Raw genomic sequence first — 15,987 nt, 5'->3', positions numbered from 1 at the left:
TACCGCCTGGGTATTTGCATGTACGAAGGGTGGCAGGCCGATCTGGCCCGTGAACCGAGCGGCAGATTTGCATTTGAGGCTTTCTGTATGTATATACAGCCAGCAACGGCTTCGTTTGCCCCACATCCTTTGCCCAAGGCGCAACCATGCGTTTGATCGACCAGCACGGCGCGGTTCTGCGCAGCCTCACACCCGGCGAACAGGCCTTGCTCGAGGCATTCGCCTGTGGCCAGGCCCAGGGCCGTGAATTGCTGCAGGCCAACCAGTGGCTGATCAAGGTGCGTGCCGAGGGGCAATGGCTGGGCTGTGAGTGCCGCAGCGACACGATGCCGGTGCTCAATGTCAGCCTCAACGGCCATACCGGCACCTTGTACCTGCGCAACAATCCCGGCACACCCGAGCACGCGCCGCAGTGCCCGTTCGCCCATCAGGGCCGCGACGAAAGCGACCACAACGCGCCCAAGGCACTGGCCTGGCGCGCTCCGGACGTGCCGCTGCGGCTGCTGGCCGACTTCAACGCAGCGCCCGCCAGCCACGAGCGCGACGGCCTCCTGGAAGTGCTGCTGACCTGGCTGGAAGCCGCCGGGCTGAACGTCTACAGCTATGCCAGCAAGCCGAACCTGAGCGAGCAATTCGGCCGGTTGCGCCAGGTGGCGGCGCGCTACCCACTGGTGGAGCGGGTGCCGGCGGCGCATTACCTGGAAACCCGGCTCGACATGAAGCACATGATGATGCTCAAGAACCGGCTGGCCAGCTCCACCGCGTTCGGCCGCCATCGTCGCCATGGGCTGCTGCTGGACTGCGTCAACGACGTGCGCGGGCGCAAGGTGTTCACCGGTGCCGATAAAAGCTTCGACCTGCAAGGCCATCACCTGCTGTGGGGCGGTGCGCGTGCCGGCGGCCCGCTGCTGGCGATGGCGCTGTATTCACCGGCGCAACCGGGCAGCCATTTCTATGAATTGATTCACGCCGCGACGGTGCCGGTGCTGTCGCGCCAATTGATGTTCCCGGTCTTTCGCGACGAAGAGCGCGAGCCCTTGCAGGCGCTGGTGCGGCTGGTGGACTGGATGGCCGGCAAGGGCGTGGCGGTCACCCTGCGCCGGCCGGTGGTGGGCGGCCAGCACATGGATGAGCTGTTGCTCAGCGCCAGCGGTGATCGCGTGCTTTCGGTATCGCTCACTGGCCAGCCGCGCGGGCCTGAGCCCCAGAGCGATACGTTCAAGCGCCTGGCCGACTTCAAAAGCCCGGAGACTTTCAACAAATACGTCGCTGGCTTTTTCATGCGGGGCGCGCGTGAGCGAGGTTGCCCGCTACCTCGCCGCCGGCACGCGCGACAACACCCGGCGCAGCTACCGTGCGGCGATCGAACACTTCGAGGTGAGCTGGGGCGGGTTGCTGCCGGCCACCGCCGACAGCATCGCCCGGTACCTGGCCGACCATGCTGCGACGCACAGCCTGGCGACCCTGCGCCAGCGCCTGGCGGCACTCTCGCAATGGCACCTGACCCAAGGCTTCGCTGACCCTGTGCGCACGCCTCTGGTGCGCCAGGTGTTCAAGGGCATCCGCGCCCTGCACCCGGCACAGCCGCGCCAGGCCACACCGCTGGGCATCGATACCCTGCAGCAGGTCATTCAGGCATTGGAAGCCGAAGCTGAACAACCGGTACGGCGGCTGCGCGCCCGGCGCGACCAGGCGCTGCTGCTGCTGGGCTTCTGGCGCGGGTTGCGCAGCGATGAACTGGCTCGTTTGCAGGTCGAGCACATTCGCGCCCAGGCCGGCGTCGGCATCGAGCTGTACCTGCCTCGCAGCAAGGGCGACCGGCAAAACCTCGGCAGCCGGCTGCGCACCCCGGCGCTTAACAGCCTGTGCCCGGTGCAGGCCTATCTGAACTGGATCACGGCAGCCGGAATTGCCAAGGGGCCGGTGTTTCGTGGGATCGATCGTTGGGGCCGGCTGGCTGAAACGCCACTGCACAGCAACAGCCTGATCCCGCTGATGCGCGGCATTCTCGAACGCGGTGGGGTGCCGGCGGCGGCGTACTCAAGCCATTCGCTCAGGCGCGGTTTCGCTACCTGGGCAACCGCGAACGGCTGGGACCTGAAAAGCCTGATGGCCTATGTCGGCTGGAAAGATGTGAAATCGGCGCTGCGCTATATCGACCCGGCAGCGTCGTTCGGCGGGCTGGCCCAGGACGGGCCGCCCGCCTTGCCCGGTCAGTGAGCGACGGGCTGGAAGGCCGTCACATCCTGCACACTGTCGATCAGCTGCCCAATGCTCCATGGCTTGGGCAAGAATGCGACGCGGCTGGCAATGCCGGCCGTCTCCGGCGTCTCGTGGCCAGACATCACGATCACCCGAATCGACGGCCACTGGTCGAGCACCAGATTGGTCAGGTCTGCACCATCGAGCTCACCCGGCATGCGGATGTCGGTGATCAGCAGGTCGATCTTGTCGGCGTGATCCTTGAGGCAGCCAAAGGCCTCGTCAGCAGACTCGTAGTCTTCGATCTCATAACCCTCGGCACTCAGCAGTTCACACACGAACTCCCGGATGATTGGCTCGTCTTCAACGACCATCACGCGCCGCTTGGCCATTACGTCGGCTTCTTTGAAAGTTGCGCCATCCATTTGATTCGCTTCCTGATTTCATTCGTATAGAGGGTTGCCTCTGCGCTTATGTGATTCGTCAACAGTAACGGCAGATAATTCGTGACCCTCCTGATACCAACCGACGGACGGTTGATTCAATCAGGTAGCAGCACGACCTTTTCGCTGCTCCCGGCCTGCAACGCGCGATAGCAATTGATGCCCTCAGACAGGGCTACCTGCCGCGGGGCTGGGGGCGTGGGCAAAGTCCCGTTATCGAACGCTCCGCCGAACGCTCGCAGCATGGCGGCGCAGGCGACAGTGTCGTACAGCAAGGAATTGACCCCCACCAGCTCCCCGCCTCGGCGATAGAGCGACAGCGCTGGCAATTGCACCTCACCCTCCACAGGAGCTGCGATGATCGCGACCCGGCCGAAGGTGGCCAGGGCGTTGACCGCTGCCGGCAGCCAGAAGCCTGTGGTGTCGAAAATCACCTCGGCACCGCCGGGGTACACCGCCTCAACCTGCGCGGGTAAATCCTCTGCCCGGCCCAGCAGCAGTGTGGCGATGCCTCTGGCGCGCAGGGGCTCAGCCTGCTCCGGCCGCCGAACGGCCGCCAGCACACGGGCACCGCGCAATTGCGCCAGGGCCAGGGCCGCCTGGCCCACCGCGCCATTGGCACCGATCACCAGCAGGCGGGTATTGGCCACCACCCGCGCACGCTCCAGTGCATCCCAGGCCGTCGTGTAAGGCACGCCGAGGCTCGCCGCCTGGGCGAAACTCAAACACTCCGGCTTGAGCGCAACGCCAGCCGCCGGCACGGTGAGATAGCGCGCATGCGCACCGTCACGGGTAAAGCCTGGACCGCGCCCGGTGCCCCACACCGCCTGCCCCAACAGTGCCGCCGGGCCTTGCTCGACCACGCCCGCGAAATCTCGGCCGGGGATTCGCGGCAGTGTCGTATAGGGAAAGCGCCCGAGCACGTTTTTCATGTCACTGGGGTTGAGGCCAGCAGCCTCGACCCTTACCAGCACCTCACCCTCGGTTGGTACCGGGACAGGCAGGTCTACCAGGTTCAAGTGATCGAGGCTCCCGGTGGCGTGAAACTGCAAGGCTTGCATGGTCGATATCCTGGCGAGTCAAAGAAGGCTGCAGGCTAACGAACAGGTACCTTGCGTATCTGCCAGAGGCTTCAGGGAATCGGACAAGCGTGCGGGCCGAAGGCCGAGGGCGAGACGCCCAGCGCGCTGCGGAACATCTCGCTGAAGCTGCCCGGCTCGTAGCCCAATGAGCGCGCGATCCGCCCTACCGGCACACCCTGAAGCCGCTCAGCCACCGCATGCGCCAGTTGCACCTGGCGCCGCCACTGCACAAAACCCATGCCTAGCTCGGCCTGGAACAACCTTGCCAGGGTGCGGGTGCTGGCACCTGCGCCCACGGCGTGCCGCTCGAACGTAAGCTGCTGAGAGGGCTCGGCCATCACCGCCGTGCATACGGCGAGCAAACGCCGATCACCCGCCTCCGGCATCGGCACGCGCAAGCCACCGGGCGGTGCTGCGTGCAGCTCCAGCACCAGCAATTGGTCCAGCGCCTGGGCGTAGTGGGCCGGCTCAGCCTCGCCCAGGCCCACTCTGCGTATTACCAGCTCACGCAACAAGGGCGACACCTCAAGCACCGCCAACCGCTCACCCACGGTTGCGGCCAATGCTGGCGGCAGGTACAGGTTGCGCATCTGCAGCTCGCTGACCACTCGGATCCCGTGCGGCAGGCCAGGCGGCAGCCACACGGCGCGTTGCGGCGGTACAAGCAGCGAGGCGCTGGGTGTGTCGACCCACATCATCCCGCTGACGGCGTGCAGCAACTGGCCCCATTCGTGGTGATGGGGCTCGATGCTCAGGCCAGGCCGATAGTGTTTGGCCAAGGGCTGTAATGCCTGGGCGGCAGGGGCGAACGCGGGGGTGTGGCCAGGGCCATGGCAGTCGATACCTGGGCGAAAACGCGGGCAGCCTATCATCCCTGGCCGGTGAGTTGCTCGAACGCTTCCTCGATCAGCCCGGTATGGCTGGGGCGCACAAGGCGGGCGACCTCCTGACCATCGCGCATGAACACCATCGTCGGCCACAGCTTGACCTTGAACGCACGGCCAAGCCTGCGCCCAGGGCCGTCTTCCACTTGCATATGGCGCACTTGCGGATACTCGGCCATCACCGGCGCCAGGTACTGCCGCGCAGCCTGGCAGTGCACACACCAGTTGGTGCCGAATTCCACCAACAATGGGCCGGGAATGTGCAGGAGGCTGTCGTGATCGAACGTTTCAGGCGAATAGGCGGTCTGCATCTGGGTTGACTCCGAACGGTGGGCCTTGAGCTGTAGAGCGCGCCTGCCGCTCGCCGTTCCACGCCTCGGCCAGGCGCTCCCCCGCAAGCCCCCGGCCCGAACCTCAGGAGAACCCTCGCGATGAGCAAGACCTATACCTATGCCGCGCAGAGCGCGACCGAAAAACTCGCCCCGTTCACCCTCGAACGCCGCGAGCCAGGCGCCAACGACGTACAGATCGATATCCTGCATTGCGGCGTCTGCCACTCCGACCTGCACACTGCCCGTAACGAATGGGCCAACACGCTCTACCCCTCCGTGCCCGGCCACGAGATCGTCGGCCGCGTGAGCGCGGTGGGCAGCGACGTGAAAAACTTCAAGGTCGGCGACCTGGCCGGCGTCGGCTGCATGGTCGACAGCTGCCAGCACTGCCCTTCTTGCGCTGAAGGTGAAGAGCAGTACTGCGAAAACGGCTTCACCGGCACCTACAACGGCCCCATGTTCGGCGGCGAAAACACCTACGGCGGCTACAGCACCCGCATCGTGGTGAAAGAGAACTTCGTGCTGCACATCTCCCACGCAGAAAAAGACCTTGCCGCCGTGGCACCGCTGCTGTGCGCGGGCATCACGACCTATTCGCCGCTCTCGCACTGGAAAACCGGCCCCGGCAAAAAGGTCGGCATCGTCGGGCTGGGTGGCCTTGGCCACATGGGTGTGAAGATCGCCGCCGCCATGGGCGCGCACGTGGTGCTGTTCACCACCAGCGAAAGCAAGCGCGAAGACGGGCTGCGCCTGGGCGCCAAGGAAGTGGTGATTTCCAAGGACGCCGAGCAGATGGCGGCTCATACCAACAGCTTCGACTTCATCCTCAACACCGTGGCCGCCAAGCACGACCTGGATCCGTTCCTGAGCCTGCTCAAGCGCGACGGCACCCTGACCCTGGTCGGCGCGCCGGAGCACCCGCACCCCTCGCCCACCGTGTTCAACCTGATCCTCAAGCGCCGCAGCCTCGCCGGCTCGCTGATCGGCGGCATTCGCGAAACCCAGGAAATGCTCGACTTCTGCGCCAAGCACAAGATCGTTTCGGACATCGAGCCGATCGACATCCAGTACATCAACGAAGCCTACGAGCGCATGCTCAAGAGTGACGTGAAGTACCGCTTCGTGATCGACATGGCGTCCCTGCGCAAGGAAGAGGCCGCCTGATCCGGCAAAAAAGCCACCGCACGGTGGCAGCCGGCGGTGGCAAGGGCGTTGATTCACAGGAGCAAGCACCTCGAAGCCTAGCCCCTTCGAACGCCCCGCCCATGAAGCCCGTTCATGCCAGGTGAAACTGCATGAACGGGCTTTTACGTAGGGCTTGATTCACAGTGGATATTCGAAAGCGCAACTTCCCGCAAATATCCAGAATGGAAAACCATTACATATTATTCCTCCGCCAACCGGGGATCGAGTGCGCTCAAGGGGGTCGAACAGGCTCCGCAGCGTGGTTCACGCTGCCAGGCATCCATGACCTCGAGGACAGACCATGGCGTTCAACATCAAGGATTTCGGAGCCGTCGGCGACGGCGTCACCGACGATACCGCAGCCATCCAGGCCGCCATCGACGCGGCCTTCGCCGCAGGCGGCGGCGAAGTTGTGGTCCCGGAAGGCACCTTCATCATCAGCGGCAATGGCGACCCCACCAGCGGCTGCCTGATGATCAAAAGCAACGTGACCATCAGCGGCGAGGGCATGGGCGCCAGCACCTTCAAGCTCGCCGACGGGTACAACGGCAACGTCACCGGCCTGATCCGTTCGGCCTACGGCGAGGAAACCCACGATTTCGGTTTGAACAACCTGACCCTGGACGGCAACCGCGCCAACACCACCGGCAAGGTCGACGGCTGGTTCAACGGCTTCATCCCAGATGGCGATGGGCACGACAGCAACGTGCTGCTGGACAAGGTCGAGATCAAGGACTGCTCCGGCTACGGCTTCGACCCCCACGAGCAGACCATCAACCTGACCATCAGCAACAGCGTGTCCCATGGCAACGGCCTGGACGGCTTCGTCGCCGACTACCAGATCGACGGCCGCTTCGTGAACAACCTGGCCTACGGCAACGACCGCCACGGCTTCAACATCGTCACCAGTACTCATGACTTCGAGCTGATCGGCAACGTGGCGCGCGACAACGGCGGCGCCGGCATCGTGGTACAGCGCGGCAGCGAGGACCGCGCGCTGGTGGACAACATCCTGATCAGCGGCGGCTCGGTGTACGGCAACGCCGCCGAGGGCGTGCTGGTGAAGATGTCCACCAACGTGACCGTGGACGGCGTCGAGATCCATGACAACGGCAGCGCTGGCGTGCGCCTGTATGGCAGCAGCGGCAGCCAGGTGGTGAACAACCAGATCCACGACAACGCGCAGAACGGCGCGGTGCCGGAGGTGGTGATCCAGTCGTACAACGACACCCAGGGCGTGTCGGGCCGTTACTACAACGGCGACAACAACCTGGTGCAGCGCAACACCATCACCGGCAGCGACCAGTCGACCTACGGCATCGCCGAACGCCGTGAGCCCGGCACCGAGCACAACAGCCTGTACGGCAACGTGATCGAGCACACCAGCAAAGGCACCACGCTGGTCTACGGCGAAGGCAGCGTGGCCAGCGATACCGTGCCGGTACACCGCATCGACGGCACCGACGGCAAAGACGTACTGGTGGGCACTGCAGGTGATGACCTGATCATCGGCGGCGCCGGTGCCGACAAGCTTACCGGCGGCGACGGCCACGACACCTTCCGCTTCGAGCAGATCAGCGACAGCTACCGCGACGCCAGCAAGAGCTACGTCGACCTGATCACTGACTTCAACCCGGCCCAGGACAGCCTGGATGTCGCAGGGCTAGGCTTTACTGGCCTGGGCAACGGCTACGGCGGCACCCTGGCGGTGCAGTACAACGCCAGCACCGACCGCACCTACCTGAAAAGCTACGAAGCCAACGCCGAAGGCCTGCGCTTCGAAGTCGCCCTGGCCGGCAACCTGGTGGGCAAGCTCGACAGCAGCAACGTGAGCTTCGAGCACCTGATCCTGGGCACCGCCGGCAATGATCGGCTGAGCGGCACCGACGCCAGCGAAATCATCGACGGTGGTGCTGGCGCCGACATTCTCAGCGGCGGCGGTGGCCACGACGTGTTCCGCTTTTCGAACCTGCTCGACAGCTACCGCAATTACAACCTGAGCAAGGAAGAAGGCAATCACGGCGACCTGATCACCGACTTCAACGCCAGCACCGACCGCATCGACCTCTCGGCCCTGGGCTTCACTGGCCTGGGCAATGGCCGTGACGGCACCCTGGTGGTGGTGGTCAACGACAGCGGTGACAAGACCTACTTCAAATCCCGCGAAGCCGATGCCAATGGCAACCAGTTCGAGTTCGCGATGTCGGGCAACCATGCAACCGACGTGACCGCAGCGAACTTCATCTTCGCCCCGGCGCCTGCCGCTGAAGAAGTGGCTGTATTGGGTGTTGCCCACGACACCGCAGCCTGAATCGAAAAAGGGTTTCGCTCGAAGAGTGAAACCCTTTTTTCATCTAGCGGAACGTGTAGCTGGAACAGTTAGCCTCGTAATACTCCCGCAGCGCCGATTGGGGGTTCATGCCCGATGCCTTGAGCTGGGTACGGCTCTGGTCGATCTCACCCAGCGAATAGATGTGCCGTTCGTTATCGGACAGTGCCGGCATCTGCCGCCGATGGTAGGCATCCAGTGCGTCGAACCATGCCTTGTAGAGCTCGATACCTCGCCCCGCTTCCATCGCCGACGCCGTGCAGTTGACCAGTATCCTGGGGCTCTTGGTCTGTTTGGCAGCCATCACATGCCCGGCGCTACCCATTGAAACGGCAAGTGCAATTGCCCACCCTGTCAGCGCTTTCATTTATCACCCTTGATAAGAATATGACCACAGTTGCGGCGCAACCGAAGTTACCTGCCCACATGGGCTCACGGGTGAGACTAAGGTTATTCACTTTGGTTGAACCCAGAAGTGCATCAGTGCAGAACCATTACAATATTCTTCTGCGATGCCTCAGAAAGGTGCTAACCGGGTTAAAGCGCGGCGCAGTTCGCGCGTTGGTTCGTGCGCCTGGTATACCGGTGAGGCCGGCGGAAAACCCGCAGGAACAGAAGCAGCGGTATGATGGCGCCTTTTCAGCGCGAGGCTTGGATGATCGTTATCGGTATCGGCTGCCGCCGCCACTGCACCCTGCCCGCCCTGCGCGAGCTGCTGGCACAGGGCCTGGCACAGTGCGCGGGCCTTGTGCCGAGCGGGCTGGCCAGCCACCGGCTCAAGGCGCAAGAGCCTGCATTGCTGGCGTTGGCCGACGAATTGGGCTTGCCCCTGGTGGTTTACGAGAGCGCTGCCCTCGCCCATTTGAACCCTCGCCTGACCCACCACAGCGCCATCACCCTCGAACGGACCGGCTGCGCAGGCGTCGCCGAAAGCGCAGCGCTGGCCCATTGCGAACACCTGACCGGCCAACCCGCCAGGCTGCGCGTTGCGCGCATCGCCAACGCCCAGGCGACCCTGGCCATCGCCCAAGGACTCCCATGACCGTCTACTTCATCGGCGCCGGCCCCGGCGACCCCGACCTGATCACCGTCAAAGGCCAGCGGCTGATACGCCAGTGCCCGGTGATCCTTTACGCAGGCTCGCTGGTGCCCGCCGCAGTGCTTGAAGGGCACCAGGCCGAACAGGTGATCGACAGCGCCACACTGAACCTGGAGCAAATCGTAGAGGTGCTGGCCAGCGCCCACGCCAAGGGCCAGGACGTGGCACGCGTGCACTCGGGCGACCCTTCGTTGTATGGCGCCATCGGCGAGCAGATCCGTGAGCTGCGCACGCGCGGCATCCCTTTCCAGATCATCCCGGGCGTAACCGCCACGGCTGCCTGCGCTGCGGTGCTGGAGGCTGAACTGACGCTGCCCGGTATTTCCCAGACAGTGATCCTGACGCGCTATGGCGACCGCTCGCCGATGCCGGAGGGTGAGGCGCTGGCTGACCTGGCGCGGCATCGCGCCACCCTGGCGATTCACCTGGGCGTCAGGCATCTGGAGAAGATCGTGCAGGCCTTGCTGCCGCACTACGGGCCAGATTGCCCGGCGGCGGTGGTTTACCGCGCGAGCTGGCCGGACCAGGCCGTCGCCCGCGGCACACTGGCGAACCTGCTGGCACAGGCCGAAGCGCTGGGCTGCGAGCGCAGTGCACTGATCGTGGTTGGCAGGGTGCTGGGGGATGAGCCGTTCGCGGCGTCGAACCTGTACAGGGCTGGGCATGCGCACCTGTACCGGCCTTGAACAGAGGGCGCGTGCATGGGCACGCGCTCTGGGCTCAGGCCATCAGTAGTAGGCGTTTTCTTTCTGGCTGTGGTCGGTCACATCGCGCACGCCCTTGAGCTGCGGAATCCGCTCCAGCAGCGTGCGCTCGATGCCTTCACGCAACGTCACATCGGCTTGGCCACAGCCTTGACAGCCGCCGCCGAACTGCAGCACGGCGATGCCGTCCTCGACCACCTCGACCAGGTTCACCTGGCCGCCGTGGCTGGCCAGCCCCGGGTTGATCTCGGTTTGCAGGTAATAGTTGATGCGCTCGTTGATCGGGCTGTCTTCGTTGACCATCGGCACCTTGGCATTGGGGGCCTTGATGGTCAGCTGGCCGCCCATGCGGTCGGTGGCGTAGTCGACAACCGCCGCGTCGAGAAACGGCTCGCTGATGGCGTCGATGTAGGCGGTGAAGCTTTTGAGCCCCAGTGCCACGTCATCGGGCTTCTCTTCGCCGGGCTTGCAGTAGGCGATGCAGGTTTCAGCGTACTGGGTGCCCGGCTGAGTAATGAACACGCGAATGCCGATGCCTGGGGTGTTCTGCTTGGAGAGCAGATCGGCCAGGTAGTCATGGGCGGCGTCGGTAATGGTTATAGCGCTCATGTAGGTTCCTCACAGACTGGCCGCCAGTGTACGCCAAAGCATGGCTCGGCAAAAGACCAAGCAATTTTGTCAGGTTAACGGCACTGATTGGCGCAAGGCCCTGCCCTGCCCGGCCCAGGCCCTCATACGTTGATACAAACGCCGCTCGATCAGCTCATAGCTGAACCACGAAGCCAGGCCGATGGCCGGCACGCAGAACAGGAAGAACACTGCGTCAGGGGTCCACTTCCACATGCTGGGTAATGAACCAGCCGGCATAGAGCACCAGCAGGTGCAGCAGATACACCGAATAGGAGCGGTCGCCCAGTGACTTGAGCCATTGGCTGCCCTTGAACCAGGGCTCCATCGCCACACAGCCAAGCACGATCAGCGCGCTGGGCAGGCCCCAGTCGAGCAAGCGGTTATCCGGCTCGAGCCGGTAGATGCTCACCATGCCCAGACCGATCAACGCCAACGGCCACCAGAACCCCGCGCGAATCCAGCCACGGCGCCAGGCGATGCCTATGACGATCCCCAGCACGAACTCGTAAACGATGTTGTTGGCATAGAAGCGACTCACCAACCCGAACCGCGTAACGCACTCCACCACCACGAACAGCACGCTCGCCACCAACAGAGGCCGGCAGCGTCGCGGCACCATGAAGACCAGCGAGAACACCAGGTAAAAGAACATCTCGTAGTTCAGCGTCCAACCCACGTTGAGCGTGGGGTACAGCCCGTAACCACCAGGGTTTTCGGCAGGGATGAACAGCAACGAGGCGAGAAAGGTCGACCAACTGATCTGGCCGTGCGGCATGTAGGCACCGGCGCTGACCAGCAGCAGCCCCATGGCCAGCGTGTAGATCCAGTACGCCGGCACAATGCGCAGCACACGGTTGAGCAAAAAATCCTTGGGAGCCTGGGGTTTGTCGTGGGTGGACAGGTAGATGACCAGGCCGCTGATCACGAAGAAAATGTCAACACCAACCGCGCCGCGTACGCTGAAGAAGTGGCCGATCGGACCTTGGGCGTGAAAATCGAAAAAAATCTGCATGAAGTGATGGCAAACGACCATCCATGCTGCCAGCGCCCTCAAGGCCTGAATAGAGATCAACATCGGTAACGAGCCTTCTACCGCGTGGGAATTTCATGCACCAGGCAGGTGCATCCGCACCGGTTACGACTGCAAAAAACGGCAACTGCTCACTCCGATGTGCCACCGGCCGTCGAGTGGTCGGAACATGAAGCAGATTCATGCAGAGGCTGCCGGCGCTCAAGCGTGCTTCAGCTTTGCTATCATTCGCGCCTTTCCCGGCTTCGACAGAGTTTTCCCCATGCCAGACCGCAGCGCCCGCCTCCAGGCCCTCCGCAATGCTCTGAACGAGCGCATCCTGATCCTCGACGGCGGCATGGGCACCATGATCCAGAGCTACAAGCTCGACGAGGCTGCCTACCGGGGCGAGCGCTTCGCTGGCTGGCCGAGCGACGTCAAGGGCAACAACGACCTGCTGCTGCTCACCCAGCCGCGAATCATCGCCGAAATCGAGAAGGCCTACCTGGACGCCGGCGCCGACATCCTCGAAACCAACACCTTCAACGCCACGCAAGTGTCCCAGGCCGACTACGGCATGGAAGCGCTGGTCTACGAGATCAACGTCGAAGGGGCACGCATCGCTCGCCAGGTGGCCGACGCCAAGACCCTCGAAACCCCTGACCGGCCGCGCTTCGTCGCCGGCGTGCTCGGCCCGACCAGCCGCACCTGCTCGATCTCCCCGGACGTGAACGACCCCGGCTATCGCAACGTGACGTTCGACGAGCTGGTGGAGAACTATGTAGAAGCCACCCGCGGCCTGATCGAAGGCGGCGCCGACCTGATCCTGATCGAGACCATCTTCGACACCCTCAATGCCAAGGCGGCGATCTTCGCCGTGCAGCAGGTGTTCGAGGACGACGGCATCGAGCTGCCGATCATGATCAGCGGCACCATCACCGACGCCTCGGGCCGCACGCTCTCGGGGCAAACCACCGAGGCGTTCTGGAACTCGATCCGCCACGCCAATCCGATTTCGGTGGGGCTGAACTGCGCCTTGGGCGCCAAGGAACTGCGCCCGTACCTGGCCGAGCTGTCGGCCAAGGCCGGCACGTTCGTGTCTGCCCACCCCAATGCCGGCCTGCCCAACGCCTTCGGTGAATACGACGAAACCCCGGCGCAGATGGCCGAGGTGGTCGAGGAGTTCGCAGCCTCTGGCCTGCTCAACATCATCGGCGGCTGCTGCGGCACCACCCCTGGGCACATCCGCGCCATCGCCGAAGCGGTGGCCAAGCACCCGCCGCGGGCGGTGCCGGACATCCCCCGCGCCTGCCGGCTGTCGGGCCTGGAGCCGTTCACCATCGACCGCAGCTCGCTGTTCGTCAACGTCGGCGAGCGCACCAACATCACCGGCTCCGCCAAGTTCGCCCGGCTGATCCGCGAAGAGCTTTACAGCGAGGCGCTGGAAGTGGCCCAGCAGCAGGTCGAGGCCGGCGCGCAGGTCATCGACATCAACATGGACGAGGGCATGCTCGACTCGAAGGCGGCCATGGTCACCTTCCTCAACCTGATCGCCTCCGAGCCCGACATCTCCCGCGTGCCGATCATGATCGACTCCTCAAAGTGGGAAGTGATCGAGGCGGGCCTCGAATGCATCCAGGGCAAGGGCATCGTCAATTCCATCTCCATGAAAGAAGGCGTCGAGGCCTTCAAGCACCACGCGCGGCTGTGCAAGCGCTACGGCGCGGCGGTGGTGGTGATGGCGTTCGACGAACAGGGCCAGGCCGACACCGAAGCGCGCAAGGCCGAAATCTGCAAGCGCAGCTACGACATCCTGGTCGATGAAGTGGGCTTCCCGCCGAAGACATCATCTTCGACCCCAACATCTTCGCCGTGGCCACCGGCATCGACGAACACAACAACTACGCGGTCGACTTCATCAACGCCTGCGCCTACATCCGCGACAACCTGCCCTATGCGCTGAGCTCGGGCGGGGTGTCGAACGTGTCGTTCTCCTTCCGTGGCAACAACCCGGTGCGCGAGGCGATCCACTCGGTCTTCCTGTATTACGCGATCAAGAACGGCCTCACCATGGGCATCGTCAACGCCGGCCAGCTGGAGATCTACGACCAGATCCCGGCCGCCCTGCGCGAGAAGGTCGAAGACGTGGTGCTCAACCGCAACGGCGATGCCACCGAAGCGTTGCTGGCGATCGCCGAGCAGTTCAAGGGCGGCGGTGCGGTCAAGGAGGCCGAAACCGAAGAGTGGCGCAGCTACCCGGTGGAAAAACGCCTGGAGCACGCGCTGGTCAAGGGCATCACCACCTGGATCGTCGAAGACACCGAAGCCTGCCGCCAGCAGTGCGCCCGGCCGATCGAGGTGATCGAAGGCCCGTTGATGAACGGCATGAACGTGGTCGGCGACCTGTTCGGCTCGGGCAAGATGTTCCTGCCGCAGGTGGTGAAGTCGGCGCGGGTGATGAAACAGGCCGTGGCGCACCTGATCCCGTTCATCGAAGAAGAAAAAGGCGACAAGCCCGAGGCCAAGGGCAAGATCCTCATGGCCACCGTCAAGGGCGACGTGCATGACATCGGCAAGAACATCGTCGGCGTGGTGCTGGGCTGCAACGGCTACGACATCGTCGACCTGGGCGTGATGGTGCCGGCAGAGAAGATCCTGCAGGTCGCCCGCGAAGAGAAATGCGACATCATCGGCCTCTCCGGGCTGATCACCCCTTCGCTCGACGAAATGGTGCACGTGGCCCGCGAGATGCAGCGCCAGGATTTCCACCTGCCGCTGATGATCGGCGGTGCGACCACCTCCAAGGCGCACACGGCGGTGAAGATCGAGCCGGGCTACAAGAACGATGCGGTGGTGTACGTCACCGACGCCTCGCGCGCAGTCGGGGTGGCCACTCAGTTGCTCTCCAAGGAACTGAAGGCCGGCTTCGTCGAGCGCACCCGCGTGGACTATGCCGAAGTGCGCGAGCGCACCGCTGCGCGCAGCAACCGCGCCGAGCGCCTGAGTTATGCCGACGCGGTCAAGGCCAAACCGGTGTTCGACTGGGCGACCTACCAACCGGCCGTGCCGAGCTTCACCGGCGCCAGGCTGCTCGAAGACATCGACCTGGCGACCCTGGCCGAATACATCGACTGGACGCCGTTCTTCATTTCCTGGGACCTGGCCGGCAAGTACCCGCGCATTCTGCAGGACGAAGTGGTGGGCGAAGCCGCCACCGCGCTGTTCGCCGATGCCCAGGCGATGCTGCGCAAGCTGATCGACGAAAAGCTTATCAAGGCTCGCGCGGTGTTCGGCTTCTGGCCGGCCAACCAGGTCGATGACGACGACATTCAGCTGTTCGACGCCCAGGGCGAGCCGCTGGCACGCCTGCACCACCTGCGCCAGCAGACCATCAAGCCCGACGGCAAGCCCGACCTGAGCCTGGCCGACTTCGTCGCGCCACATGGCAGCGGGCTCACCGACTATATCGGCGGCTTCATCACTACCGCCGGCATCGGTGCCGAGGAGTTGGCCAAGGGTTATCAGGACAGTGGTGACGACTACAACTCGATCATGGTCAAGGCCTTGGCCGACCGCCTGGCCGAGGCCTGCGCCGAGTGGCTGCACGAGCAGGTACGCAAGCAGCACTGGGGCTATGCCTGCGACGAGCACCTGGACAACGAAGGGCTGATCCGCGAGCAATACCGCGGCATCCGCCCAGCGCCTGGCTACCCGGCCTGCCCCGATCACACCGAGAAGGCCACGCTGTTCGCCCTGCTCGACGAGAACAACCAGAGCGGGGTGAGCCTGACCGAACACTTCGCCATGTTCCCCACCGCTGCGGTGAGCGGCTGGTACTTCGCCCATCCGCAGGCGCAGTACTTTGCGGTCGGCAAGGTAGACAAGGACCAGATCGACGCCTACTCGGCGCGCAAGGGGCAGGAGGTGCGTATCAGCGAGCGTTGGCTGTCGCCGAACCTGGGTTACGAGCCGTCGGTGTGAAAAGGCCATCTGTCAGGCGGGATTGAACTGTCTCGCCTGGCGGGGTCACACCTGTACATGCATAACAACGGCTGAACCATGTCCAAGATTCTCAACCCTCTTCAGAT

General features: G+C 64.0%; 10 protein-coding genes and 4 pseudogenes. 7 read left to right on the top strand and 7 right to left on the bottom strand.

The features are described 5' to 3' along the window. Positions 1–146: 146 nt before the first annotated feature. Both LN139_RS08150 and LN139_RS08145 read left to right on the top strand, forming a co-directional pair. Positions 147–1,286, top strand: a pseudogene (locus LN139_RS08150) (hypothetical protein); the annotation flags it as partial. Positions 1,287–1,392: 106 nt separating this feature from the next. Further along, entirely contained in the window at positions 1,393–2,220 is an 828-nt protein-coding gene (locus LN139_RS08145) for a site-specific integrase (RefSeq protein WP_236359465.1), read from the top strand. On the opposite strand, the gene LN139_RS08140 is transcribed toward LN139_RS08145, so the two are convergent. The 4 genes from LN139_RS08140 to LN139_RS08125 all read right to left on the bottom strand — a co-directional run bounded on the left by LN139_RS08140 (position 2,214) and on the right by LN139_RS08125 (position 4,922). Then, on the bottom strand, positions 2,214–2,627 hold the full coding sequence (locus LN139_RS08140) for a response regulator (protein ID WP_236359464.1): 414 nt from the start codon (positions 2,625–2,627) through the stop codon (positions 2,214–2,216). The two genes, LN139_RS08145 and LN139_RS08140, sit on opposite strands and share 7 nt — an antisense overlap. Positions 2,628–2,743: 116 nt before the next feature. Next, a complete protein-coding gene (locus tag LN139_RS08135; protein ID WP_236359463.1) occupies positions 2,744–3,706 on the bottom strand; it encodes a quinone oxidoreductase family protein in 963 nt (320 codons plus the stop codon). A 71-nt stretch (positions 3,707–3,777) separates the two neighbouring features. Next, on the bottom strand, positions 3,778–4,506 hold the full coding sequence (locus tag LN139_RS08130) for an AraC family transcriptional regulator (RefSeq protein WP_329611024.1): 729 nt from the start codon (positions 4,504–4,506) through the stop codon (positions 3,778–3,780). A gap of 89 nt (positions 4,507–4,595) precedes the next feature. Continuing rightward, positions 4,596–4,922 carry a thioredoxin family protein gene (locus tag LN139_RS08125; protein WP_236359462.1) on the bottom strand — a complete coding sequence of 109 codons (327 nt, stop codon included), beginning with the start codon at positions 4,920–4,922 and terminating at the stop codon, positions 4,596–4,598. 120 nt (positions 4,923–5,042) lie between these two features. On the opposite strand from LN139_RS08125, the gene LN139_RS08120 reads away from it, so the two are divergent. Continuing rightward, positions 5,043–6,107 (top strand): NAD(P)-dependent alcohol dehydrogenase, encoded by a 1,065-nt coding sequence (locus LN139_RS08120; protein WP_236359461.1) that lies wholly within the window; start codon positions 5,043–5,045, stop codon positions 6,105–6,107. A 322-nt stretch (positions 6,108–6,429) separates the two neighbouring features. Further along, a pseudogene (locus LN139_RS08115) lies at positions 6,430–8,412 on the top strand (right-handed parallel beta-helix repeat-containing protein); the annotation flags it as partial. Positions 8,413–8,482: 70 nt separating this feature from the next. On the opposite strand, the gene LN139_RS08110 reads toward LN139_RS08115, so the two are convergent. Continuing rightward, positions 8,483–8,824, bottom strand: coding sequence for a hypothetical protein (locus LN139_RS08110; RefSeq protein WP_236359460.1), 342 nt, complete (start codon positions 8,822–8,824; stop codon positions 8,483–8,485). A gap of 288 nt (positions 8,825–9,112) precedes the next feature. On the opposite strand from LN139_RS08110, the gene LN139_RS08105 reads away from it, so the two are divergent. Then, a complete protein-coding gene (locus tag LN139_RS08105; RefSeq protein ID WP_236359459.1) occupies positions 9,113–9,499 on the top strand; it encodes a cobalamin biosynthesis protein in 387 nt (128 codons plus the stop codon). Next, the gene (gene cobM, locus LN139_RS08100; protein ID WP_236359458.1) at positions 9,496–10,242 is read left to right on the top strand and encodes a precorrin-4 C(11)-methyltransferase; all 747 of its coding nucleotides are present in this window, start codon (positions 9,496–9,498) and stop codon (positions 10,240–10,242) included. Before LN139_RS08105 ends, cobM begins: the two co-directional genes overlap by 4 nt. A 42-nt stretch (positions 10,243–10,284) precedes the next feature. On the opposite strand, the gene nfuA is transcribed toward cobM, so the two are convergent. Both nfuA and LN139_RS08090 read right to left on the bottom strand, forming a co-directional pair. Beyond that, positions 10,285–10,869, bottom strand: a complete 585-nt coding sequence (gene nfuA / locus LN139_RS08095; RefSeq protein ID WP_236359457.1) for a Fe-S biogenesis protein NfuA — start codon at positions 10,867–10,869, stop codon at positions 10,285–10,287. 69 nt (positions 10,870–10,938) lie between these two features. Continuing rightward, a pseudogene (locus tag LN139_RS08090) lies at positions 10,939–11,965 on the bottom strand (acyltransferase family protein). Positions 11,966–12,182: 217 nt separating this feature from the next. Between LN139_RS08090 and metH the strand changes: the two are divergent. Continuing rightward, positions 12,183–15,880 (top strand): annotated as a pseudogene (metH, locus tag LN139_RS08085) (methionine synthase). Positions 15,881–15,987: the final 107 nt, after the last annotated feature.

The organism is Pseudomonas sp. KNUC1026, from assembly GCF_021650705.1.
Lineage (GTDB): Bacteria > Pseudomonadota > Gammaproteobacteria > Pseudomonadales > Pseudomonadaceae > Aquipseudomonas.
Note: the sequence above shows the minus strand (reverse complement) of the source record. Positions and strands in the feature narration are given on the sequence as shown.

Coding starts and splice junctions, on each gene's coding strand:
- nfuA (WP_236359457.1), bottom strand. CDS start 10,869: ATGAGCGCTATAACCATTACCGACGCCGCCCATGACTACCTGGCCGAT.
- cobM (WP_236359458.1), top strand. CDS start 9,496: ATGACCGTCTACTTCATCGGCGCCGGCCCCGGCGACCCCGACCTGATC.
- LN139_RS08135 (WP_236359463.1), bottom strand. CDS start 3,706: ATGCAAGCCTTGCAGTTTCACGCCACCGGGAGCCTCGATCACTTGAAC.
- LN139_RS08105 (WP_236359459.1), top strand. CDS start 9,113: ATGATCGTTATCGGTATCGGCTGCCGCCGCCACTGCACCCTGCCCGCC.
- LN139_RS08125 (WP_236359462.1), bottom strand. CDS start 4,922: ATGCAGACCGCCTATTCGCCTGAAACGTTCGATCACGACAGCCTCCTG.
- LN139_RS08110 (WP_236359460.1), bottom strand. CDS start 8,824: ATGAAAGCGCTGACAGGGTGGGCAATTGCACTTGCCGTTTCAATGGGT.
- LN139_RS08120 (WP_236359461.1), top strand. CDS start 5,043: ATGAGCAAGACCTATACCTATGCCGCGCAGAGCGCGACCGAAAAACTC.
- LN139_RS08140 (WP_236359464.1), bottom strand. CDS start 2,627: ATGGATGGCGCAACTTTCAAAGAAGCCGACGTAATGGCCAAGCGGCGC.